This is a genomic window from uncultured Maricaulis sp. (assembly GCF_947259345.1).
Taxonomy (GTDB): domain Bacteria; phylum Pseudomonadota; class Alphaproteobacteria; order Caulobacterales; family Maricaulaceae; genus Maricaulis.
Genome location: NZ_CAMYLS010000015.1, coordinates 16,683 through 39,009 on the forward strand (window position 1 = coordinate 16,683; position 22,327 = coordinate 39,009).

At 62.7% G+C, this 22,327-nt stretch carries 21 protein-coding genes; 14 read left to right on the top strand and 7 right to left on the bottom strand.

Translation table 11 applies throughout. From position 1 onward, the window contains the following. Window positions 1–132 precede the first annotated feature (132 nt). Both Q0X62_RS07415 and Q0X62_RS07420 read left to right on the top strand, forming a co-directional pair. Window positions 133–1,506 carry a glutamate--cysteine ligase gene (locus Q0X62_RS07415; RefSeq protein WP_297733463.1) on the top strand — a complete coding sequence of 458 codons (1,374 nt, stop codon included), beginning with the start codon at window positions 133–135 and terminating at the stop codon, window positions 1,504–1,506. Between the two features lie 263 nt (window positions 1,507–1,769). Continuing rightward, window positions 1,770–3,485, top strand: a complete 1,716-nt coding sequence (locus Q0X62_RS07420) for a peptide MFS transporter (RefSeq protein WP_366946123.1) — start codon at window positions 1,770–1,772, stop codon at window positions 3,483–3,485. Window positions 3,486–3,564: 79 nt separating this feature from the next. Here the strand turns inward: Q0X62_RS07420 and Q0X62_RS07425 are convergent, their stop codons facing one another. From Q0X62_RS07425 to Q0X62_RS07445, 5 genes are all read right to left on the bottom strand, one after another. Then, window positions 3,565–4,524, bottom strand: a complete 960-nt coding sequence (locus Q0X62_RS07425; RefSeq protein ID WP_297733469.1) for an aspartyl protease family protein — start codon at window positions 4,522–4,524, stop codon at window positions 3,565–3,567. 212 nt (window positions 4,525–4,736) lie between these two features. Then, entirely contained in the window at window positions 4,737–6,839 is a 2,103-nt protein-coding gene (locus Q0X62_RS07430) for a TonB-dependent siderophore receptor (RefSeq protein ID WP_297733472.1), read from the bottom strand. A gap of 270 nt (window positions 6,840–7,109) precedes the next feature. Beyond that, on the bottom strand, window positions 7,110–9,149 hold the full coding sequence (locus Q0X62_RS07435) for a TonB-dependent siderophore receptor (RefSeq protein WP_297733474.1): 2,040 nt from the start codon (window positions 9,147–9,149) through the stop codon (window positions 7,110–7,112). A 133-nt stretch (window positions 9,150–9,282) separates the two neighbouring features. Next, a complete protein-coding gene (gene tldD, locus Q0X62_RS07440) occupies window positions 9,283–10,698 on the bottom strand; it encodes a metalloprotease TldD (protein WP_297733476.1) in 1,416 nt (471 codons plus the stop codon). A 113-nt stretch (window positions 10,699–10,811) separates the two neighbouring features. Beyond that, a complete protein-coding gene (locus Q0X62_RS07445) occupies window positions 10,812–11,327 on the bottom strand; it encodes a hypothetical protein (protein WP_297733478.1) in 516 nt (171 codons plus the stop codon). Between the two features lie 287 nt (window positions 11,328–11,614). On the opposite strand from Q0X62_RS07445, the gene coxB reads away from it, so the two are divergent. The 10 genes from coxB (at window position 11,615) to Q0X62_RS07495 (ending at window position 19,711) form a co-directional block, all read left to right on the top strand. Next, the gene (gene coxB / locus Q0X62_RS07450) at window positions 11,615–12,466 is read left to right on the top strand and encodes a cytochrome c oxidase subunit II (RefSeq protein WP_297733480.1); all 852 of its coding nucleotides are present in this window, start codon (window positions 11,615–11,617) and stop codon (window positions 12,464–12,466) included. 14 nt (window positions 12,467–12,480) lie between these two features. Next, window positions 12,481–14,115, top strand: coding sequence for a cytochrome c oxidase subunit I (gene ctaD / locus Q0X62_RS07455; protein WP_297733482.1), 1,635 nt, complete (start codon window positions 12,481–12,483; stop codon window positions 14,113–14,115). 9 nt (window positions 14,116–14,124) lie between these two features. Beyond that, window positions 14,125–15,114 (top strand): heme o synthase, encoded by a 990-nt coding sequence (locus Q0X62_RS07460; RefSeq protein ID WP_366946119.1) that lies wholly within the window; start codon window positions 14,125–14,127, stop codon window positions 15,112–15,114. Continuing rightward, window positions 15,114–15,359, top strand: coding sequence for a hypothetical protein (locus tag Q0X62_RS07465; RefSeq protein WP_297733485.1), 246 nt, complete (start codon window positions 15,114–15,116; stop codon window positions 15,357–15,359). The genes Q0X62_RS07460 and Q0X62_RS07465 overlap by 1 nt, the downstream gene beginning before the upstream one ends. 5 nt (window positions 15,360–15,364) lie before the next feature. Beyond that, window positions 15,365–15,922 carry a cytochrome c oxidase assembly protein gene (locus Q0X62_RS07470; RefSeq protein WP_366946124.1) on the top strand — a complete coding sequence of 186 codons (558 nt, stop codon included), beginning with the start codon at window positions 15,365–15,367 and terminating at the stop codon, window positions 15,920–15,922. 70 nt (window positions 15,923–15,992) lie between these two features. Next, a complete protein-coding gene (locus Q0X62_RS07475; RefSeq protein ID WP_297733490.1) occupies window positions 15,993–16,847 on the top strand; it encodes a cytochrome c oxidase subunit 3 in 855 nt (284 codons plus the stop codon). Between the two features lie 74 nt (window positions 16,848–16,921). After that, window positions 16,922–17,215: a DUF983 domain-containing protein gene (locus tag Q0X62_RS07480; protein ID WP_297733493.1), complete on the top strand. Its 294-nt coding sequence runs from the start codon at window positions 16,922–16,924 to the stop codon at window positions 17,213–17,215. 44 nt (window positions 17,216–17,259) lie between these two features. Continuing rightward, on the top strand, window positions 17,260–17,973 hold the full coding sequence (locus tag Q0X62_RS07485; RefSeq protein ID WP_297733496.1) for an SURF1 family protein: 714 nt from the start codon (window positions 17,260–17,262) through the stop codon (window positions 17,971–17,973). Window positions 17,974–17,999: 26 nt separating this feature from the next. Then, entirely contained in the window at window positions 18,000–18,578 is a 579-nt protein-coding gene (locus Q0X62_RS07490; protein ID WP_297733498.1) for a GNAT family protein, read from the top strand. Continuing rightward, window positions 18,575–19,711, top strand: a complete 1,137-nt coding sequence (locus Q0X62_RS07495) for an EAL domain-containing protein (protein WP_297733501.1) — start codon at window positions 18,575–18,577, stop codon at window positions 19,709–19,711. Before Q0X62_RS07490 ends, Q0X62_RS07495 begins: the two co-directional genes overlap by 4 nt. Here Q0X62_RS07495 and Q0X62_RS07500 read toward each other — a convergent pair. Together Q0X62_RS07500 and Q0X62_RS07505 are read right to left on the bottom strand one after the other, a co-directional pair. After that, the gene (locus Q0X62_RS07500; RefSeq protein ID WP_297733503.1) at window positions 19,692–20,114 is read right to left on the bottom strand and encodes a PaaI family thioesterase; all 423 of its coding nucleotides are present in this window, start codon (window positions 20,112–20,114) and stop codon (window positions 19,692–19,694) included. The two genes, Q0X62_RS07495 and Q0X62_RS07500, sit on opposite strands and share 20 nt — an antisense overlap. Window positions 20,115–20,136: 22 nt before the next feature. After that, window positions 20,137–20,724, bottom strand: coding sequence for a YqgE/AlgH family protein (locus Q0X62_RS07505; RefSeq protein ID WP_366946125.1), 588 nt, complete (start codon window positions 20,722–20,724; stop codon window positions 20,137–20,139). Window positions 20,725–20,822: 98 nt separating this feature from the next. Between Q0X62_RS07505 and Q0X62_RS07510 the strand changes: the two genes are divergently transcribed. Both Q0X62_RS07510 and Q0X62_RS07515 read left to right on the top strand, forming a co-directional pair. Beyond that, window positions 20,823–21,320: a peroxiredoxin gene (locus Q0X62_RS07510; RefSeq protein WP_297733509.1), complete on the top strand. Its 498-nt coding sequence runs from the start codon at window positions 20,823–20,825 to the stop codon at window positions 21,318–21,320. A gap of 47 nt (window positions 21,321–21,367) precedes the next feature. After that, entirely contained in the window at window positions 21,368–22,306 is a 939-nt protein-coding gene (locus Q0X62_RS07515; protein WP_297733512.1) for an SPFH domain-containing protein, read from the top strand. Window positions 22,307–22,327 lie beyond the last annotated feature (21 nt).

The window sequence follows — 22,327 nt, forward strand, 5'->3', positions numbered from 1 at the left end:
TCGGGCTCTCGAAACGGGTCGGCGGACGGGCCCGCGCCGTCACAACGCTGTGAATCTCAGCGCCTTGCTCTTGTTCCGGGCGCAGTGCCCCCATATCTGTTGCGGACATTTTGAACGGCGGGGGCGCTTGATATGAGCGGCACGTATAATTCGGGCGGCGAAGGCGCACCCATTGAAAGCCTGGACCAGCTGACGGCCTATTTCGCCGCTGGCGAAAAGCCGGACGCGGCCTTCCGCATCGGCACCGAGCACGAAAAATTCGGCTTCGCTCTGGGCGATCACACGCCCCTGGCCTTCCGCGCTGAAGGGCCGAGCGTCGAGAAGATGCTGTCGGGCCTCGAACGCTTTGGCTGGCAGCCCGTGCGTGAGGGCGGCGAGCTGATTGCCCTCAAGCGCGATGGCGCCTCGATCACGCTGGAGCCCGGCGGGCAGTTCGAATTGTCCGGTGCGCCGCTGGAAACCATCCACCAGACCTGTGCCGAGGTGAACGCGCATCTGAAGGAAGTGCGCGAAGTCGCTGACGAGATCGGTGCCGGCTTCCTGGGTCTCGGCTTCTCGCCGAAATGGTCGCTGGAAGAAACGCCGATGATGCCGAAGGCCCGCTACGGGCTGATGAAGGCCTATATGCCCAAGGTCGGCACGATGGGGCATCAAATGATGTTCCGCTCCTGCACCGTGCAGACCAATCTCGACTTCTCGACCGAAGCCGACATGGCGAAGAAATTCCGCGTCTCGCTGGCCCTGCAGCCTTTGGCCACGGCGCTGTTCGCCAATTCGCCGTTCAAGGATGGCGGGCTGCACGGCTTCCTGTCCTACCGGGCCCATGTCTGGACCGACACCGACAATAACCGCACCGGCATGCTGCCCTTTGTCTTCGATGAGGGCTTCGGCTATGAGCAATATCGCGACTGGGCGCTCGATGTGCCGATGTATTTCGTCAAGCGTGACGGCGAGTACAAGGACGCCACCGGCAAGTCCTTCCGCGACTTCCTCGATGGCAAGCTTGACATCCTGCCCGGCGAAAAGCCGGTGATCAGCGATTGGGAAGACCATCTCTCCACCGTCTTCCCAGAAGTGCGCCTGAAGACCTTCCTGGAAATGCGCGGCGCCGATAGCGGTCCGTGGAACACGCTGTGTGCCCTGCCGGCCTTCTGGGTCGGGCTGCTCTATGATGGCGCGTCGCTGGATGCGGCCTGGGATCTGGTCAAGGACTGGTCCAGCGAAGAGCGTGATGCTCTGCGTGTCGGCGCGGCGAAAACCGGTCTGCACACGCCCTTCCGCAATGGCACACTGCAGGACATTGCCCGCGAAGCCCTGGCCATTGCCCGGTCCGGCCTGCGTGCCCGCGCGAAGCTGAATGGTCACGGCGAGAGCGAGACGCTTTTCCTGGATGATCTCGACGAGATCGCCCGTACTGGTGTGACCCGGGCTGAAGACCTGATCGCGCGCTATAACGGCGAATGGGGTGGTTCCATCGAGCCGGTCTTCACCGAATGCGCCTACTAGTGCGCGGCGGAAACTCCGTCCCCGGATGAACGCTGCACACCTGAATGTGTAGCGCCCCCATGCATCAGGCCGCCCTGAAGGCTTGAGCCTTCCCCGTGCGCGTGGTCAATTGCGCGCCTATTTAAAGCCCGCGTGGGGCGGGTACTGGGGAGAGACGCGTGACGGACACGACCGCAACGCCGGGTAATGCACCCAATCAAGAAAACAAGGACACCTCCTTCTTCGGACATCCGAAGGGGCTGGCCATCCTGTTCCTGACAGAAATGTGGGAGCGCTTTTCCTATTACGGGATGCGCGCCCTGCTCATCATCTACCTGACTCAACACTTCCTGTTCTCGGAAGCACAGTCGGGCATCATCTACGGGGCCTACACGGCGCTCGTTTATGTGATGACGATTATCGGCGGCACCCTGGCTGACCGCTATCTGGGGCAGCGAAAAGCCGTCACCTTTGGCGCCATCCTGCTGGTGCTGGGGCACGGGCTCATGGCCTTTGAAGGGTCCGGGTCGCAGCAGATCCTGACCTATGAAGGCAGCGAGTATGTGATCGAGCTGGATGGCCGCAGCGCGACTGCCAATCAGATCCTGGTCTCGGACACCGGATCCTCGCCGATTTCCTTCTCCGAAGGCGGTGCGAGCATCCTGGTCGAGCAGCCCGACGCTGTCGGCCTGCCGGCCGAGTTCCCGTATGACGAAAGCATGTCCCGCGTCGAGCAGCAGGAACTCTACGTCAATATCCTCTATCTCGCTCTGGCGCTGATCATCGCCGGTGTCGGCTTCCTGAAAGCCAATATCTCGACCATTGTCGGCTCGCTCTACGGCCTCGGCGATACGCGCCGTGATTCCGGTTTCACCATTTTCTACATGGGGATCAATCTGGGCTCGCTGCTGTCGTCCGCGACCATTGCCTGGATCGGGATTGTCTATGGCTGGGCCTGGGGCTTCGGCCTCGCCGGTATCGGCATGCTGGCCGGTCTGGCGACCTTCCTGATCTTCCAGCCCTGGCTGGAGGGACGCGCGGATCCGCCCAACCCGGAGAAGCTCAAGCAGAAGATCTTCGGTCCGATCAATGTCGAGTATGCCTGCTATCTGTCAGGCTTGGCCATCATCGCGATCGCCATGCTGGCCGTGATGAACCCGCAATATATGGGTGGCATTCTCGGCCCGCTCGGCGTGATCATGTTCCTGGTCCTCTCGGGCATGGCCCTGTTCACGATGAAGGGGCTGGAGCGGCGGCAGATGTTCGCGGCGATCTATTTCGTGCTCGCACAGATCCCGTTCTGGGCCCTGTTCGAGCAGGCCGGGTCCTCGCTCAACCTGTTCACCTTCCGTCTTGTTGATACCACCATTTTCGGCATCAATATTCCGGGCACGGTGTTCCAGGGGCTGAATTCCGGCTTCATCGTTATCTTCGCGCCGCTTCTGGCCTGGCTCTGGATCGCCCTGGCCAAGCGCAAGCTGAACCCGTCCACGCCTGTGAAGTTCGCCCTCGGCGTCTTCATGGCCGGACTCGGCTTCTTCGTCCTGGTGTTGGGGATCAACTCGGTGGGCGCCTCGGCGCTGACACCGGTCATCTTCATCTTCGCAATCTACTGGATCCACACCATGGGTGAGCTGATGCTCTCGCCGGTCGGTCTGTCAGCCGTCACCAAGCTGGCACCGGCCCGTGTGGTCGGTATGACGATGGGGGCCTGGTTCCTCTATTCGGGCCTGTCCAACTTCCTTGCCGGGGTGATTGCGTCCTCGACAGGTGCCGAGACCCTCGGTGGGCAGCTCACGGATGTCGCCGGTGCGAAGGCCGGTTATGCCGAGGTCTATTCCTATGTCGGCCTGGTCGCGATGGGTATTGCGGTGCTGATGTTGCTGATCTCGCCCGCAATCAAATGGCTGATGGCCGGAGCTGACGACCAGATGACTCCGCATCCGACCGCGACCGAAGGCGGCGGCCCGTCCATGGACCGGACGTCGGACGCGCCGTAAGTCGCGCTCGAAACACGCATGAGAAAGGCCGCGGAACCCGGGTTCCGCGGCCTTTTTCTTTGCGCTGCAGTGGCGGGATTCAGAGGCCGGGCATCTGGACGCGGTCGCCATTGCATTGTGTGTCTTCGGTGGTGCCGGATATCTCGAAGACGCCGCTGGTCCGGTCGACGCGGATGCGGGCATGGCGCAATGTGTCCATGCCGATCACCATGGCGGGTTCATCCGCCCAGCCCAGCGCGTCGAAGACATCGAGGTCGGATTGCAAGGCCGGCGACTGGTCGACGCAAAGCCCCCCGATCTGAAGCTGGCGGAGGAGGACGGGACGTGCCTCTTCAGGCTCTTCATCCTCAATCCCGGTGACCGCCACATTGATGTTGAACTGGACTCCGGCATCGAAAAGATGACGGCGCAGCTGGCGATTGATCAGCGTGTGCGAACTGCCGGTATCGATGATGACATGGATAGGCGACGAGCGACGGCGCAGCTGGGCTTCGCCGATCAACAGGCCCCGGCGTTCGATCTGACCGTCCGGATGGAGGGCATTGCCGGTCTCGAGAATGAGCTGAAGCGTGTCGACATTGATCTCATAGCGGTCCGCGCTGATCGCATCGGCGCCGAGCAGGCCGGCGACGGGCAGGGGGTGTTCCGAGGGCACGGGAATAATCACGCTGTTGACGGCGACCGGATCAAGGCCGGGCAGGTAGAGCCGCTCGATCGGATAGCGCTCGGCGTCAAAGCGCGCATTGAGCGACTGGACGAGATCATAGCGCTCCCATTGCGACACGAAGCCGATGCCTTCGGCAACAGGCTGGGCGATGGCCGTATTGCTGGCGCCGGTGTCGAGAATGAAAGTCTGTGGCTCGCTTTCATTGAGCGAGACGGGAATCAGCAGGTGGCCACTGGGCGCCCGGGCCAGGTTGACCGTGGTCTGGGCCTGTGCGACCGCGCTCAGGCCGAGCGTGGACAGGGCCAGGACGGTGCCGGCAAGCAGCGCCCGGGGTAGCCGGTGAGACCTGGTGTCAGCATCGCGTACGCGCATATAGCCTCCTGTGCCTGCCTTGCGATGGGATCACCGCTGCAGCTCGTTTGCGCCAGCAGCCCCCACACCGGCACAGGATAAATTCCGGGTCCGGACTCGCTGGCCCGGACAGGGTTCAGATTAGCGGCAGCTGTTTCGCGCCGCTACCGGATTGATGCGGCGCTCTCTTCAATGTGATCGGCGCCGACAGCGAGGCTGTCGGCGCCGTGTCATCAGAATGTGCTGCGCGCACTGATCTGGAAGGTCCGGCCCATCGACCAGTTTTGATAGTCGATCGAGTCGATGATGCCATTGGCGCGGGAGCCGTCATAGAAGACACGCCGACGGTCATCGCCATCATTGAAGACGCCATCCACCTGGGCGCGCAGGGTCACGCCAAAAAAGCGGGTCGTCTCGACGTAGATATCCAGATCGCCGTCGGTGTTGTCGTGTTCCTGGTACTCGCGCGCCCGGAAGACTTCGCCATTCGAGAGCCAGAAATAATCCCAACCCCAGGCCATCTGGCTTTGCGGGAAGGTCTGGCGGAAATCCAGTCGCAGCTCCCATTCGCGATAACCCGACCAGTGCCGGTCCTCGCCGGTCAGTGGGTCTTCGACATTGGTATTGTACCATTCGAGGAAGACATCGAGGACGGCATTGTTGAGGCCGAGGGAGTCCAGCGGGGTGGTCATATTGCCGGTGACCCGCAGATTGGTGCCATCGCCGATATTGCCGGGGGCATCGAAGACGCCGGTCGGCGTCGTGATCGATATCCAGCCATCCAGATCCTCGACCCAGTCATAGCCGATCTGCAAGGAGAAGGAGCCTTCATCACCGAAGCGTCGCTCCCACTCGCCTTCCAGTGTCCAGGTACGCTGGGGCACATAGTCCGGATTGCCCAGAGTGGAATTGCCGTCCTGGACATCCACCGAAGAGGCGAATTTGCCGAAGTCCAGCTGGTCCACATCCCGGCGTCCGCTGAGGCGGAAGCGATTGCGGTCGTCGGAGCGGTAATTCAGCGTCACGCTCGGTTTCGGGTAGGTGAAGGAGCGCGTCTGCTCCGCATCGCCGGTCTGGGTGATCTCGGAGAATTCGTAGCGCAGCCCGCTTTCCAGACTGAACCGGTCATTGATTTGCCAGACATGGTTGGCGAAGAGTTCGCTGCGCGCTTCCTCGACGCGGGTCGAGGCGACTGGCAGGTCCAGCATTGTCACCGTCGTGCCGTCATCGATCGCGATCGCAAAGTCCGTGTCCCGCGCGTTGACGGCATGCTCGCCACCGACCTCAAGCGAATGCTGTTCATCGGGGTCCCATGACAGGGTCTGGCGGAAGGCGGTTTCTTCGATTTCGCCCGAGGCGTCGACGATCTGGGCGCCGGTGAAACCACTGAGCGGGTCATAGGTTTCATAGGCCTCCGGACCATCCTCGTAACGCTCGCGGGTGGCGAGGAGGAGGGTTTCCGACGTCAATTGTTCACTCAGGTCACGCTGGTATGACAACGTGCCTGAATAGAGACTGCCATGGTTTTCCGTCTCGTTGTGTTCAAACCAGGCCGGCGTCAGGGTCGTGCCCGATACAGTCTGGAATTCGGCGAAGCGCACGCGGTGCCAGGTCCAGATATTGGCGCGCGCATCAACGCGCAGACGAGATTCATCATCAATGTCCCAGTTCATCGACCAGCTCGGCGCGAACTCCTCATACTGGCGTTGGTCATTGTCATGCCCGCGCCGGAGCTCGACATCACTTGCGTCATGGTCTGCCGTATGGCGCTCCACACGATTGCCGCTCATCCCGGTATCAAGACCAAATGTCATCTCGGTCGGGCCGACCGGCGTCGTATAGGAGGCGATCAGGCGCGGACCCAGCCGTCCACTGTCGGAGATCTGCACGCGCGCATCCCAGGAACCGGACCGGCCAGCCCCTTCGCGCAACACCACATTCACCAGGCGCGAATGGCCGCGCATGTCGTATTGCGGCAGCGCTTCCTGGATCAGCTCGACATGGGCGACGTCATCGGCCGGAATGCGTTGAAGCACAGTCTGCAGCGAGAGTGACTTGTTCGATGGGCGGCGCCCATTGATCAGCAGATTGCCGAAACTGTCGCCCAGTCCGCGCCGACTGGTATCGCCGTTCGACAGGCCGAAGCCCGGAACCCGCGATACCATGTCCAGCGCCGTGACCGGCGCGTAGTCGGTGAAGAAACCCGGTTGATAGGTGGCGACGCCCGATTGGGTGCGCACTTGTGGCGTGCTGGTCGCGGACGGGCCGCTCTGCCAGGCCAGTGCCGGCGTGCCCATGAGCGCGCCGAGAGCCAAACCGGCAACGCTGCTTTTCAAAATCCCTCGCATAATGTCCCTACGCTTTGTGCCTGCCCAACACCCCGTGACGTTGCTTTACGGGGGGGCTCCGGGCGGCACCATGTAACCTTCCGTAACCTTGCTCACAGCGCCGTTATGCGGCTGGGTCGAGATTGCGAGTGCGTCGCGCTATTCGCCTGCCGGGGCAGGCGAACATGGCTCCACGCGTCTCGGACAGAATCCCTTCATGAAATTTCGGTCAGGTATGAAATGGCGGCGCCGGACTCCCGGCGCCGGGACCGCTCGGGCTCAGAATGTTCCGCGCAATTGCAGATAAATCCGACCGCCCTGGCGGGAGCGCCGATATTCATATTCGGTGATATCGGGCCGCCCGCGCGTGATCAGGCGGTCACGGGCCCGGTCGAAAGCATGGTCGATGCCCAGGCGCAATGTCCCGAAGGGCAGATGACGGCTTTCGATATAGCCGGACCACTCCGTGATGTTCTCGGTCTCGCGGGTCTCGTTCAGGCGATACTCCACGGGATCACCATTGCGCGTTACGCTGAGCGACCAGGCCAGGTCGCGTTCGGGCAGGTCCTGTCGCAGGGCGATGCGATAGGTGTGGGGTTGCTGGCCCGAAATTTCGCGCTCGATGCCTGTGAGCGGGTCGGTGATCCGTGAGGTCTCGTACCATCCGCTCAGATCAAGTCGCCCGTGCGACAGCCCGGCCGCGTCGAGCGGCAGGGTCGCATCCACCGAGATGCGCCAACGTGTGCCGTCCCCGATATTGCCCGGCGCGTCCAGCTGGCCACCGAAGACGGGCACCCGGTCGATGACATCGGTGATCCGGTCATGACTGGCAGTGGCGGCCAGGCTGGCCCCGTTCTGCCAGGCCGTTTCATAGCCCAGCTCGACCCGCCAGAAATGCTCCGGAGCGAGGTCGGGATTGCCGCCATTGGTCGATCCCATATTGATATCGACCACGCTGATGAAGTCGGCGAAGTTGAGTTGTCCGACCTGGCGCTCCAGGCCCAGGCGCCAACTGGTCTGCGGATTGACCTGCCAGGTGAGGCGCGCGGAGGGCTTGATGAAGGCGAAGTCCTGGCTGCGCGATGACGGTCCTGCGACCGTCAGGGTCGAGCCTTCCCGCGCCAGGCGAAGTTCGGCATTGAGCCGGTCGGAGATTGACCAGCTGTCCGCAATGAAGAGGTCGACCCGATCCTCGCTGACCTCGGCATTGGATCCGGGCAGGCTGACCGGTGTGCAGCCCGTGGGGGTCTGAAGGCACAGGGCAAAAGCCTGGTCGCGCGTATTGCGCGAGGCTTCGATTCCGGCGCGCAGGGCATGGTTCCGGAAGCCGGACCAGTGCGCCGCATAGCGCAGGATCTGTTCGCGCTCCTGCCGGTTGAGGTCCGACAGGCTGGCCTGAACGCCCGGCTCGCCCGGCGTGGTGGTCGAGGTGTCCTCGAAAATGCGCTGGCGCCACAGCACGGTCACTTCGCTCGACAGGTTGTCTCCATGCTCGCGTTCGAGATCACTGTTGAACTCGACGATCCGGTTGGTGCGCTCGGTGAAGCTGGAATCGCCGTGGCGGAAGGTGAGCGTGCCATTGGCGTCTGGCCGGTGAACCCGCCAGTGGCCCGGACGCCGGAACTCGAAATAGCTCGTATGCAGACTGGCGCGGATCAGCATCCGGTCGAGGCGCTGTTCGAAATTGCCGGTGGCCGCGCCTTCGAAGAAATTCCACTTGTCGGTGAAATCGCGGCGCTCGATCAGTTGACCGTCCGGGGTCAGGACGCGCTCAGTCCCGCGCCAGGGATTGTGGTCGAAATGGAGACCGCCATTGATCGAGAAACTGCGCGCGCCGCTGAACCGGGCATGGGTGAGATTGATCTGCGGTGAGGCCCGCCCGTCGCTGCGCCGCTCGATCAGGGCGTCATAACTCGTGCTGCCCGCGCCGCCCTCGCGAAGCACGATATTGACCACCCGGCTTCGGCCGCGCAGATCGATGGTGTCGGTCGAGGCGCGCAGGACGTCGAGACGTGCGACATCATCTGCCGCGATCCGGCCCAAAATATCGGCCAGGCGGTTGGTCTTGGTGCTCGGGTACTGTCCATTGATCAGGACATTGCCATAGGACCCGCCGAGGCCGCGCACCGCTGCGCCTTCTTCGAGCGTGAAGCTGGGGATGCGCTGGACCATGTCGAGCGCCGTGACCGGGGCGTAGGCCTCGAACCAGGCCCGGTCGAAGGAATTGGCCGACGGCTCGCTGCCGGTCTCCTGGCTCCAGGCCGGTGCGGCCATACCCAGGAGTGCGGCGGCGATGGCCGCGCGTTGAAAATGAAACATGGTGTCCCCGCTCTGTCTCGCATTCCCCAACCCGAGAGTGGTCAGTCCTAGGCGAGCACGCGGAGCGGCGGCCAGACACGATGGGCTGGCCGGGACTCACTTCAGGGTGATGTCGATGAAAAGGCGGTAAGGATCAGCTGCCCGACCCACCGACCGTGAGGCCGGAGATTTTCAGGCTGGGCTGGCCGACGCCGACGGGGACGCCCTGTCCGGCCTTGCCGCACATGCCGACTCCCGGATCCATCTCGAAATCATCGCCGATCATGGTGATCTGGGTGAGGGCGGTCGGGCCGTCACCGATCAGGGTGGCCCCCTTGACCGGGGCGACGACTTTGCCGTCCTGCACGCGATAGGCCTCGGTGCATTGGAAGACGAATTTGCCCGAGGTGATATCGACCTGGCCGCCGCCGAAATTCACGGCATAGATGCCGTCCTTCAGGCTCTCGACCATTTCATCGCGCTTGTGCTCACCGGCCAGCATGTAGGTATTGGTCATGCGCGGCAGGGGCGGGTGGGCATAGGATTGACGGCGGCCATTGCCGGTCGGCTTCTGGCCCATCAGGCGGGCATTCATGCGGTCCTGCATATAGCCGGTCAGGATACCATCCTCGATCAGCACGGAGCGTTCGGTTGGCGTGCCTTCATCATCAATGGTCAGCGAACCGCGCCGTTCCGGCATGGTGCCGTCATCGACCACGGTCACGCCCTTGGCGGCAACCTGCTCGCCCATGCGCCCGGCAAAGGCAGACGAGCCCTTGCGGTTGAAATCGCCCTCCAGGCCATGTCCGACGGCTTCGTGCAGCAGGACAGCGGGCCAGCCCGGTCCGAGCACAACGTCGAACACACCGGCCGGCGCATCGACCGCATCGAGATTGACCCGGGCGATACGCAGGGCTTCGTCGGCCAGCGGCTTCCAGGCGTCCGGGGTGATCCAGCGATCAAACTCGGCTCGGCCACCAGCGCCGGCCGAGCCGGTCTCGCGGCGACCGCCGCGTTCCACGGTGACCGAGACATTGAGTCGGACCAGCGGGCGGATATCGGTTTTCAGATCCCCGCCGGCGCGCAGGATCGAGACCGCGCGTTTGGCACCGGCGATCGAGGCGGAGACCTGGACCACGCTGGCATCCTTCGTGCGGCAATAGGCATCGATCTCCTGCAGCAGGGCGGCCTTGGCCTCGAAACCGGGCCGGGCCACCGGGTCGATGGCGTCATAGAGTTTGCGATTCGTCCCGGCCGGCGGCGGTGCCAGCACGCCGGCATGGCCGCGCTTTACGGCCGAGGCGGCTTCCGCGGCGCGGCGGACGGCTTCCAGGGTCGGATCGGAGGAGTGGGCATAGCCGAAGGCCTCGCCCGCAACACAACGCAGGCCGAAACCGCGCGCCGAATCAAGATTGGCCGCTTTCAGACGCCCGTCATCAAAGACCAGCGATTCGGAAACCTCGGTTTCCAGGAAAAGTTCGCCATCATCGGCCCCGTGCAGCGCGTCGTGCAGAATCGGCTGCACACTGTCGGCATCAAAATCGAACTGGCTGATCGGATCATCGGACATGATGCGCACTCCCGGGGGCTTCTCGACATCATACATAGTCGAGCCGACCCCGGGCGTGAACACAAGGCGGGTCGCGCTACGCAGTCACCGCCCGTCGCCGGCGGCATTGCTGCTTAACGCGAAGTGATGCGGAAGCGCGACAACTCATCCTGTGGCAGGTCCCAGCCGGGCCGCAACCGGCGCGCCTGACGATAGGAATCATAGGCCGCGGCGAGTTCATCCATGGCTTCAAGCGCCAGGCCGCGATTGAACCAGGCATCCGCCTCGCGACTGTCCTGGGCCCGAATGGCCAGATCCGCCTGTGCGACAGCTTCGGCGTAGCGGCCCAGTCCGATCAGGGCGCAGGCCCGATTCACCGCCAGTGCGCTGGGGGCGAAATCATGCAGGGATTCGGCCCGCTCGAAGTCTTCGAGGGCTTCATCCTGGCGATTCTGGTGGATCCGCAAAATGCCCCGATTGACCAGTGTGGCGGCGCGGTCTCGGCGGGTTACGCGGTTGTCGCGCAGCGCCATGTCGCAGTCCTGGATGGCTCTGACATCGTGGCGGGCTGCCACGGCATGTTCGAAACAGGTTGCGGCGGCCGAACGGCCGAGCACCTGGAATTGGGCTGTTGCCGGTGCAGTACTCATACAAACTACAAGGGCAGCGAGTGAGACGAATAGACGCATCGGTCGCTCCTTTCCGTTGCTATGAACCGCTCCATGATATCCCCATGATGACAAAAGCGCCGATCATAACTTCGCGAGCTGGGCATGCGGCCTTTTCCAGGCGGGCAATCTCCTGTAATGCGGCGCCCAGTGTGTATGACACGAGAAAAAATGCCGTTGATGGCCTGACAGGGCCGGAGACGGGCTCTATATTCCGCCGCCATCGGTGGGGGATTCCCGCCTTAATGCCTGACTTGTATGGGGAAGCCATGCGATTCCTGACCGCACTTGCGCTCACTTGGACGACCTTCGCCGCCGGCGCGTTTGCCACGCCCGGCCAGCCGACCGACGGAGCGCTGGGCCTTCAGCCCGCCGTGACACCGATCATGGAAGACATCGTGTCCTTCCATAATATCCTGCTGGTCATCATCACCGTGATCACGCTCTTCGTGATGGGGCTGCTGATCTATGTGATGATCCGCTACAACCGGAAGGCCAATCCGACGCCCTCCAAGTTCAGCCACAACACGCTGCTTGAAGTGGTGTGGACGGCGGTGCCGGTTCTGATCCTGATCGGGATCGCGATCCCGTCCTTCCCGCTCCTGTACAAGCAGGACGTGATCCCGGCTGAAATCGATTTCACGCTGAAGGCGACCGGCAATCAGTGGAACTGGTCCTACGAGTATCCGGATCACGAAGTCGCGGAATACTTCTCCAACATGGTGGAAGACGAGGACCTCGAGCCGGGCCAGCTGCGCAATCTGTCGGTTGATTACCCGCTTGTGGTGCCGGTCAATGCGACGGTCCGCCTGCAGGTTACGGCTTCCGACGTCATCCATAACTGGGCGATGCCGGCCTTTGGCACCAAGATGGACGCCATTCCGGGCCGCATCAATGAAGCCTGGTTCCAGGCGACCCAGGAAGGCGTCTATTACGGCCAGTGCTCCGAGCTTTGCGGCCTTCGCCACGCTTTCATGCCGATCGAAGTCCATGTCGTGCCCCAGGATGTCTTTGATGCCTGGATCGCGGCCAAGGCCGAGGACGAGTACTCCGAGGCCGCTGATGCGATCATTGCTGAATATTCCGCCGCGCGGGAAACGCGCCTGGCGCAACTCGACTAGGGATGGGCTGAACCATGTCTGCTGACGCCGCTACGCACGACGATCACACTCCGAGCATGTGGGACTGGCGCCGTTGGGTGCTGTCCACCAACCACAAGGACATCGGTACGATGTACCTGGTCTTCGCGATCTTCGCGGGGATTATCGGTGGTGGTCTTTCCGGCCTGATCCGCTGGGAGCTCATGGAGCCGGGCCTGCAGGTCTTTACCGGTGAAGATACCGGTTGGGGCGCGCTGTTCGGCAATGCCCACAACTACAATGTCGTGACCACGATGCACGCGCTGATCATGATCTTCTTCATGGTCATGCCGGCGATGATCGGTGGTTTCGGCAACTGGTTCGTCCCGCTCATGATCGGCGCGCCCGACATGGCCTTCCCGCGGATGAACAACATCTCCTTCTGGCTCCTGCCGGCCTCTTTCGCGCTGGCGCTGATGTCGATGTTCGTGCCGGGTGCCGGTGCCGACCTGGGCTTTGGCGGTGGCTGGGTGCTCTACCCGCCCTTGTCGACCTCCGGGCATAACGGACCGGCGATGGATCTCCTGATCCTGTCGCTGCACATCGCCGGTGTCTCCTCGATCCTGGGCGCCATCAACTTCATCACCACCATCTTCAACATGCGCGCTCCGGGCATGACCATCCACAAGATGCCGCTCTTTGTGTGGTCGGTGCTGGTGACGGTCTTCCTGCTGCTGCTCTCCCTGCCGGTTCTGGCCGGTGCGCTGACCATGCTGCTGACTGACCGCAATTTCGGCACGGCTTTCTTCGCACCGGAAGGTGGCGGTGATCCGGTCATGTACCAGCACCTGTTCTGGTTCTTCGGTCACCCGGAAGTCTACATTCTCATCCTGCCCGGTTTCGGCATTGTCTCGCATATCGTGTCGACCTTCTCGCGCAAGCCGATCTTCGGCTATCTCGGGATGGCCTATGCCATGGTGGCGATCGGCTTCATCGGCTTCATCGTGTGGGCGCACCACATGTACACGGTCGGCATGCCGGTTGATCTGAAGGCCTATTTCGTCGCCGCGACCATGGTCATTGCGGTGCCGACAGGGATCAAGATCTTCTCCTGGATTGCCACGATGTGGGGCGGCTCGATCGAGTTCCGGACCCCGATGATGTGGGCGATCGGCTTCATCTTCCTGTTCACCGTCGGCGGTGTGACCGGCGTGGTGCTGGCCAATGCCGGCGTCGACCAGGCCCTGCACGATACCTATTACGTGGTGGCGCACTTCCACTATGTGCTGTCACTCGGTGCCGTCTTCGCAATCTTTGCCGGCTGGTATTACTGGTTCGAGAAGATTTTCGGCGTGAAGTACAATTCCTTCCTCGCCCGCGCCCAGTTCTTCTTCTTCTTCATCGGCGCCAATGTGATCTTCTTCCCGCAGCACTTCCTGGGCCTGAATGGCATGCCGCGTCGCTATGTCGACTATCCGGATGCCTTCGAGTTCTGGAACGCGGTGTCCTCCTGGGGCTATGTGATCATGCTGGTGGGTATGGTGCTGTTCTTTGCGGTGCTGATCGACGCGATGATCCGCCGCCGCAAGGCCGACGCCAATCCGTGGGGTGAAGGCGCAACCACGCTCGAGTGGACGCTGTCCTCGCCGCCGCCCTTCCACCAGTTCTCCGAACTGCCGAAGATCAAATAAGGTTTGACCTTGGACACGATCGTGACCCCAAGCGACAATCGCGCAGAGGGCGAGGCTGTTTCGACAGCCTCGCCCCGCGACTATTTTGACCTGATGAAACCGCGGGTGATGACGCTGGTCGTCTTCACCGCCTTTGCCGGTCTCATCGCGGCACCGGTCGATGCCGATCCGTTCCTGGCGGTGATGTCGATCCTGTGCCTGGCCGTGGGTGCCGGTGCTGCCGGTGCGCTCAACATGGCCTATGATGCCGATATCGACGCCACCATGCAGCGCACGCGCAAGCGTCCGATCCCGCGCGGCGTGGTCTCGGTGGCCAATGCCTATGGCTTCGGCGTTGTGGCCGCGATCCTGTCGGTCCTGCTGATGGCACTGGCGAGCAATTACCTCGCCGCCGGCCTGCTGGCCTTCTCGATTTTCTTCTACGCCGTCATTTACACAATGATCCTCAAGCGTTCGACGCCGCAGAATATCGTTATTGGTGGCGCCGCCGGGGCCTTCCCGCCGATGATTGGCTGGGTCGCGGTGACCGGCGAGATTTCACTCGATGCGGTCATTCTTTTCATGATCATCTTCCTGTGGACGCCGCCTCACTCCTGGGCGCTGGCGCTCTACAAGTCCGGCGACTATGCCGCGGCCAATGTGCCGATGATGCCGGTGGCCAAGGGCGCCAAGTCGACCCGCCTGCAAATCCTGCTCTATTCCATCGTGTTGGTGGTCTTTGCCGGTGCCCCGGTTCTGACCGGGCTCGGCGGCGCCGTCTATGGTGCGACATCTTTGGGTGGCGGTGCGCTCTTCCTGCTGCTGGCCTGGCGGATCTTCCGTTCGCGGGCCGGTGAGGCGGGGTCGGCGGAAGAGGGCGCGCTTTATGCCGTCCGGGCCGGTGACAAGGCAGCGCGCGATCTCTTCGCCTACTCGATCGGCTATCTGACGGTCCTTTTTGCCGCATTGATTATTGAGCACGCATTTGGTGCCTATGTCGCCATTCCGGGAGTGGGATGATGACCGAGAACGAAACTGGCAAGTCCAAGAAGTCCGTTGGCGAGATGATCGAGGAGGTCATCGAGTCCAAACAGCCGGACTATACGCAGTCGACGGAGACCGTGCGTCTGACACCGGAGCAGGAAAAGGCCCGGAGCCGCCGCAATGTGGTGATCGCCTTGTCTCTTGTTGGCTTCATGGTCGCTGTCTTCGCGATCACCGTGGTACGCCTGAGCCAGAATATCGCCGCGGGAGCCGGCGCATGATTCGTATGCCGCTCAACAAGAATGCCCGCGTCGCCGCATTCTCGGCTCTGGCCGCCGCTGTCATGGTCGGTGCCGCCTATGCGGCTGTTCCGCTTTACGACCTTTTCTGCCGCGTGACCGGATATGGCGGTACGACCCAGGTTGCGGTCGGCGAAGCCGGGGCCATCCTGGATCGCGAAGTTACGGTGTATTTCGACGCCAATACCAATCGCAACCTGCCCTGGAGTTTCGAGCCGGTGCAGCGCTCGATCACCGTGCGGGTCGGCGAAACGGCGCTCGCCTATTACACGGCGACCAATAATTCGAGCCAGCCGGTGACCGGTGTGGCGACCTATAATGTCGCGCCCTACAAGGCAGCGACCTATTTTTCCAAACTGGAATGCTTCTGCTTTACCGAGCAGACGCTGCAACCGGGTGAGAGCATCGAGATGCCTGTTCTCTTCTTTGTCGATCCGCTGATCGACGAGGAACGGCGCATGGATGATGTCGCGTCGATCACCTTGTCCTATACGTTTTTTGAGTCCGAAGACGGGGGGTCGGCTTCGTCCGACGCCGCGCCTTAGCATTGAACCTTTCGAGTGTGCCGCGTATCAGAAGCACACTTCGCTGATTTGAGATCGCAGGAGATTCGCGATGGCTGGGCATGCCGCTAAGCACGACTACCACCTGGTTGACCCGAGCCCGTGGCCGTTTGTGGGCTCGGTGGGCGCCTTCCTTCTGGCCATCGGTGCCGTCGGCAACATGGCCGGCCTGGTCTCGGCCGAGCATCCGCTGGCCTTCATGTATGCAGATGGCTCCTGGGGCGGCCTCGCCCTCGGCTTCCTCATCGTCATCTGGACGATGATCGGCTGGTGGGGTGACATGATCAAGGAATCAAAGCGCGGCGACCACACGGCCGTTGTCGATATCGGCATGCGCTATGGCATGATCCTGTTCATCGCCTCGGAAGTCATGTTCTTCGTGGCCTGGTTCTGGTCCTTCTTCGAATACGCCATCTTCCATGAGGTTCGGATGGACCCGGCGCTCGCCACCTGGCCGCCGGCCGGGGTCGAGACCTTCAACCCCTGGCACATCCCGCTGATGAATACGCTCATCCTGCTGCTCTCGGGCACCACGGTGACCTGGGCGCACCACGCGCTCCAGCATGATGACCGCAAGGGGGCGATCACCGGTCTGATCTTCACGGTCGCGCTGGGCATGTGCTTCACTGCCCTGCAGGTCTACGAGTATTCGGAAGCCCACTTCGCCTTCTCCATGGCCGATGGCGGCAATCTCTACGGGTCGACCTTCTACATGGCGACGGGCTTCCACGGCGCTCACGTGGTGATCGGCACCATCTTCCTCGCTGTCTGCCTCTTCCGCCTCCTGGCCGGTCAAATGAGCGCGAAGAAGCATTTCGGTCTCGAAGCGGCCGCCTGGTACTGGCACTTCGTTGACGTGGTCTGGCTCTTCCTCTTCGCCTTCGTCTACGTCGTCTATCAAGGCTGACCCTTCCCATGACAAAACCCTCCCCGTTTTCGACCGGCGTCCAGGGGCGCTGCCCGAAATGCGGGGAGGGGGCCATGTTTGACGGGCTGCTGAAGATCGCGCCACGCTGTGATGTCTGCGGCGCCGACTTTGAAAGCGCGGATGTCGGCGACGGCGCTTCGGTCTTCGTCCTCTTCATTGTCGGCTTTCTGGCCATGGTCCTCTTCCTGCTGGTCGAGGCGGCCTTCAGCCCACCTTGGTGGGTGCACGCAATCTTCCAATTGCCCTTCGTGCCCATCGCCTGCATTGCCGCCCTGCGGCCGATCAAGGGCCTGCTCTTCGCCCTGCAATTCCAGCATGACGCCCAGGAGGCGCGGCTGGACGATTGAGGCCTGACAGCCTCGCCCCTTTTTGGTGATGGACCCTGTCCGCCATGCCCCGCTTCCAGCCGCTCCCGCTGCTCACCGTATTCACCTTGGCCAGCCTTGCCTTGCTGGTGACGCTGGGCAGCTGGCAGATGCAGCGCATGTCCTGGAAGGCCGACCAGATCGCGGCCTATGAGGCGCGCGGCGAGGCGGTCAGCTTTCGCACGGCCCTGTGTGAGCCGGAAGATGGCGCCTTCTCGCCGCCGGTCACCGGGCCGGTCCCGTTGGGCGGCCCGACACTGCGCCTCTACGCCATGCGCGAGACGGCCGGCTGGATGCGTCTGGCGCTGATGCCGGCACCACGCTGCCGTGCGGATGACCCGGCGCGCTATCTGATGGTGGAAGTGGCCTTCGAGGACTTGCGGACCGAAACCCAGTCTTCCGTGCAGGTCTGGCGGCTCGAGATGCCACCGGAGCCGGGTCTTTTCACACCCGGAAACGATCCGGATACCAATCAGTGGTATAGCCATGATCGTGCAGCCATGGCGGCGACCTTCGGGATTGAACCGGACAGCCTGCTGCCGGTCTGGGCACGCGCCGATACCGGCATGCCGGCCTCACTGAGCCGGACGCCGCCGGCCAAGCATCTGGGCTATGCCCTGACCTGGTATGGTCTGGCGCTGGCTCTGATCGGGGTGTATCTCGCCCTGCATGTCAGCCGGGGACGGCTGCGCTTTAACAAGCCATCGCGCGATGGCGACAAGAACCAGAAGGCGGACTAGTATCCGCCCGGATACGGAGATGGAATTTGGCAGTTTGGCGCGAAACTTCCTGGGACGAGACCCTGACTGGCCAGGGCATTCGCCTGCGGGCCCCGACGCTTTCCGATTACGAAGACTGGGCCAAGCTGCGCAGCGCCTCTCGTGCCCATACCGAGCCCTGGGAACCGGCCTGGACGAGCGATGAATTGTCCAAGGGCGCCTTTCGCCGCCGCATTGATCGCTACCAGGCGGATCGTGATGCCGGCCTGGGCTACCCATTCTTTGTCGTTCGCGCGCGCGATGACGTTCTGCTGGGCGCCTGCAATCTGAACAATGTGCGCCGTGGCGTCCTGCAATCGGCCGATGTCGGCTACTGGATCGGCTCGCCCTATGTTCGCAAGGGACACACGCGGGCTGCCGTGCGCCGGGTGCTGGCCTTCGCCTTCGATGAGCTGCGTCTGCACCGTGTCGAGGCCGCCTGCCAACCGAATAATGCCGCCTCGCGCACGCTGCTGGAACAGGTTGGGTTCGTGAAGGAGGGGCGTTCGCGCGCTTTCCTCAACATCGCGGGTGAGTGGCGCGATCATGATCGTTTCGCCATCCTGTCCACCGATCCTCGCAAATGACGGAAACCGGATATGAAGCCGGGGTCCGGGCGGCCGGCGCGCTCGCCTTTGCCTGTGACCTTGTTGCCGGTCAGGTCCGCCTGACCGGGGATGCGGCGGCGTTCGGCTTCGAACGGGCCGAGATGGACTGGCAGGGCTTCCTCGATCGCCTCGGACCGGCCGACCAGTCGCGGCTGGCTGCGGCTGTCGAGGGCGACACGCTGGATTTGCGTATTCGACTGATCGGCGCCGGTGATCGTCTGGCCTATGTGCGGTTGCTGGGAAAACGCGGCGATGACGGGCGGATCGAGGGGCTGATGACGCCAGCCGGTGCGACGCGTGACCTCGCCGGGCGAATCGGTGAGGAGCACGCCCTGGCCAAGGGCGTTGCTTCAGGCGAAGTCATGGCCTGGTATCAGCCCATTATTGCGCTCGATACCGGCCGCCTCGCGGGTTTCGAGGCGCTGGCACGCTGGGACCGGCCCGGAGTCGGCATTCTGTCGCCCGATGATTTCCTCGATATGGCAGGTGAGCTCGATCTGCTCAACCGGATCAGCACCACGGTGCGCGGCCATGCTGCGGCAGACCTGTCCTCCTGGCGCGTCGCCCATGGTGCGGCTGCCGACATCTTCATCTCCGCCAATGCGACGGTCAGCGAATTGGTGGATCCGGCATTTGTCACGGATCTCCTGGAGACCGTCACAGCCGCGAAGCTTCCAGCGGGCGCCTTCAAGCTCGAAATCGCAGAGACCGAGATCATGCAGGACCCCGACATGGCGGCTGCGGCGATGCGGCGCCTTGCCGAGGGCGGCGTGTCGCTGGCACTCGATGATTTTGGTACCGGCTATTCCTCCCTGGCCCGCCTCGACATGTTGCCCTTCGACGTGGTCAAGATTGATCGCTATTTCGTGCGCGCCATGATGGGCGATGAAAGCGCCGGGACCGTGGTGAAGTCCGTGATCCAGCTGGCCACGCATTTTGGCATGAAAGTCGTGGCTGAAGGTGTGGAGAGTGCGGCCGCCGCCGAGCGGCTCGCCGCCATGGGGTGCCAGTATGCGCAAGGCTATCGCTATGCGGGGGCGCTGGCGCCGGATGTCGCCGAGCAGGCCTTGCTTGCCGGACTGGACGGGCGATTCAAGCCCGCAGGCGCTTGATCGTCCCGGAAAAATTGAGCACCGGCGCGCCATCGCCCGTGATCAGGCCGCGCACGAAAATAAGTGAGCCGCCGGCCCGCAGGACTTCACCCCGCGCCTCCATCAGGACCCCTTCCTTCGCACCCGAAATAAATTCGGATGTGAACGCGACCGTGACGCCATAGCCGGAGGGCTTGAGCTCCTCATGGGCGATCCCGAACAGGGCGAAATCGGCAAAACTCATCAGGCAGCCGCCATGCACGGCGCCCATGCCGTTGAGATGGTGGCGCTCGGCGCGAAAGGCCATTTCCGGTCCATCCGGTCCGACGCGCATGAAAAACGGGCCGGCACTCTGTTCGAACGGGTCGTCGGGCCAGATGCGCCAGCCGGCGAACTCGCCGTTCTCGACAATATGGGGAGCCATGGAAAATCCGTATTGAGGGCGGTCAGGCGTGGCCCGACAGGGCGGAAAGATGTTCGGGGCTGACACCGAGAAGGTCCAGCGCGCGCGGCCATTTTTCCGCGTCATGCGTCTCGAAGACAAGGTCCTCGTCCAGCTCGGTCACCAGCCAGGCATTGGCAGCCAGCTCGTTTTCCAGCTGGCCAGCCCCCCAACCGGCATAGCCCAGGGCCAGCAAGCTTCGACGGGGCGGCGCTGCTGATGCCATCGCTTCAAGCACATCCTTGGTCGCGGTCAGGCCGATTCGCGCGCAGACAGGCAGGGTGGCGTCGTCACTGGAATAATCGCGCGTGTGCAGGACAAAGCCTCGATCCTGGTCAACCGGTCCACCCATCAGCACCGGCTTGTCCGGCGCCGGGTGTGAACCGACCACGCCCAGCTGATCGAAAAGCTCGGGCAGGCGCAGGTCGTCGGCGGGCTTGTTGAGAATGATCCCCATCGCGTGTTCAGGGCTGTGATCACACATGAGTATGACGGTGCGGTCAAAGCGCGGATCGCCAATGCTCGGCGTAGCGATCAAAAGCTTGCCGCCGAGGAAGGTCTCGTCCACATCTGTCGGGCGTGCCGGTTCCATGGCTGACATGTTCCACCCAAAAGGGGGATGCGTCCAGCCGGGTTCCCGCTATCTTGCCGTGCGGAATACCGCTCATACTGATCAACAGGAGAAATGCCATGACCATCTCGGTCGGAGAACGTCTTCCCGAAGCCACTTTCATGACCATGACGGCGGACGGACCGAACAAGCTGAGCACGGCTGACGTGTTCGCTGGCAAGACCGTCGCCCTGTTCGCAGTGCCCGGTGCCTTCACGCCGACCTGTTCGGCCAAACACCTGCCGGGCTTCATCGAAAAGTCGGCTGAAATCAAGGCCAAGGGCGTCGACACGATTGCCTGCCTCTCGGTCAATGATGTCTTCGTCATGGATGCCTGGGCCAAGTCCCAGAATGCCGGTGACGAGGTCGTCATGCTGGCAGATGGCAATGGCGAGTTCGCCAAGGCGGTCGGCCTGGAGATGGACGGCACGGGTTTCGGCATGGGCGTGCGGGCCCAGCGCTTTTCCATCCTCGTGAAGGATGGCGAGGTCGCCGAACTGAATGTCGAGGCCCCCGGTGAATTCAAGGTGTCGTCTGCCGACCATATCCTGGGTCAGCTCGACGGTGTTTCTGCCTGACCGTCCTCGATTGAGGGGGCTTTCAATAACAAGAAGGAGGGGTTCGCATGGACTTCGGATTGATCGGTATTGGTGTATTCTTGCTGCTGGCGCTGTTTCTCATCGCCTCGGTGGTCAAGACAGTGCCCCAGGGGCGGGAATTCACGGTCGAGCGCTTCGGACGTTTCACGCGAACCCTGAAACCCGGACTACACTTCCTGACGCCTTTCGTGGACGTGGTCGGCTACAAGATGAATATGCGCGAGCGCGTGCTCGACGTGCCGAACCAGGATGTCATCACCAAGGATAATGCGACGGTGTCCGTTGACGCGGTCGTGTTCATCCAGGTGCTGGATGCGCCGCGCGCAGCCTATGAAGTCGACAATCTCGACTTCGCCATCATCAACCTCTCGCTGACCAATGTGCGGACGGTGATCGGTGCGATGGACCTGGACGAAACCCTGTCCAAACGGGACGAGATCAATGCCCGCCTGCTGGGCGTGATCGATGCCGCCACCAATCCCTGGGGCGTGAAAGTGACCCGGATCGAGATCCGCGACCTGTCACCGCCGGTCGATATCACCGAGGCCATGGCCCGGCAGATGAAGGCCGAGCGTCTCAAGCGCGCCGAAATCCTGGAAGCGGAAGGCGCCAAGCAGTCCGCCATCCTGCGTGCCGAGGGCGAGAAGGAAGCGGCGATCCGCGAGGCCGAGGGACGCAAGGAAAGTGCCTTCCTGGATGCCGAGGCCCGCGAACGTGAAGCCGAGGCCGAAGCTCGCGCAACCCAGATGGTGTCCGACGCCATCGCCAAGGGCGATGTGTCCGCGATCAACTACTTCCTAGGCCAGAAATACATCGAGGCCTTCGGCAAGCTGGCCACCAGTGAGCAACAGCGTACGGTGATCATCCCGGCCGAATTCTCCAATATTCTGTCCACCATCACGGGCGTTGGCGAACTAGGCAAGGCGGCGCATGACGCCGTTTCCGAGGCCACCCGCAAGAGCTAGGCCGCAGGGTCAAGAAGGAGA

Excerpts from the sequence above, each read along its gene's own strand:
- Q0X62_RS07425 (WP_297733469.1), bottom strand. The coding sequence starts at position 4,524 with ATGCGCGTACGCGATGCTGACACCAGGTCTCACCGGCTACCCCGGGCG.
- Q0X62_RS07495 (WP_297733501.1), top strand. The coding sequence starts at position 18,575 with ATGACGGAAACCGGATATGAAGCCGGGGTCCGGGCGGCCGGCGCGCTC.
- Q0X62_RS07470 (WP_366946124.1), top strand. The coding sequence starts at position 15,365 with ATGCCGCTCAACAAGAATGCCCGCGTCGCCGCATTCTCGGCTCTGGCC.
- Q0X62_RS07435 (WP_297733474.1), bottom strand. The coding sequence starts at position 9,149 with ATGTTTCATTTTCAACGCGCGGCCATCGCCGCCGCACTCCTGGGTATG.
- Q0X62_RS07500 (WP_297733503.1), bottom strand. The coding sequence starts at position 20,114 with ATGGCTCCCCATATTGTCGAGAACGGCGAGTTCGCCGGCTGGCGCATC.
- Q0X62_RS07505 (WP_366946125.1), bottom strand. The coding sequence starts at position 20,724 with ATGGAACCGGCACGCCCGACAGATGTGGACGAGACCTTCCTCGGCGGC.
- coxB (WP_297733480.1), top strand. The coding sequence starts at position 11,615 with ATGCGATTCCTGACCGCACTTGCGCTCACTTGGACGACCTTCGCCGCC.
- Q0X62_RS07465 (WP_297733485.1), top strand. The coding sequence starts at position 15,114 with ATGACCGAGAACGAAACTGGCAAGTCCAAGAAGTCCGTTGGCGAGATG.
- Q0X62_RS07515 (WP_297733512.1), top strand. The coding sequence starts at position 21,368 with ATGGACTTCGGATTGATCGGTATTGGTGTATTCTTGCTGCTGGCGCTG.
- Q0X62_RS07475 (WP_297733490.1), top strand. The coding sequence starts at position 15,993 with ATGGCTGGGCATGCCGCTAAGCACGACTACCACCTGGTTGACCCGAGC.
- tldD (WP_297733476.1), bottom strand. The coding sequence starts at position 10,698 with ATGTCCGATGATCCGATCAGCCAGTTCGATTTTGATGCCGACAGTGTG.
- Q0X62_RS07420 (WP_366946123.1), top strand. The coding sequence starts at position 1,770 with ATGTGGGAGCGCTTTTCCTATTACGGGATGCGCGCCCTGCTCATCATC.
- Q0X62_RS07480 (WP_297733493.1), top strand. The coding sequence starts at position 16,922 with ATGTTTGACGGGCTGCTGAAGATCGCGCCACGCTGTGATGTCTGCGGC.
- Q0X62_RS07445 (WP_297733478.1), bottom strand. The coding sequence starts at position 11,327 with ATGAGTACTGCACCGGCAACAGCCCAATTCCAGGTGCTCGGCCGTTCG.
- Q0X62_RS07485 (WP_297733496.1), top strand. The coding sequence starts at position 17,260 with ATGCCCCGCTTCCAGCCGCTCCCGCTGCTCACCGTATTCACCTTGGCC.
- Q0X62_RS07415 (WP_297733463.1), top strand. The coding sequence starts at position 133 with ATGAGCGGCACGTATAATTCGGGCGGCGAAGGCGCACCCATTGAAAGC.
- ctaD (WP_297733482.1), top strand. The coding sequence starts at position 12,481 with ATGTCTGCTGACGCCGCTACGCACGACGATCACACTCCGAGCATGTGG.
- Q0X62_RS07510 (WP_297733509.1), top strand. The coding sequence starts at position 20,823 with ATGACCATCTCGGTCGGAGAACGTCTTCCCGAAGCCACTTTCATGACC.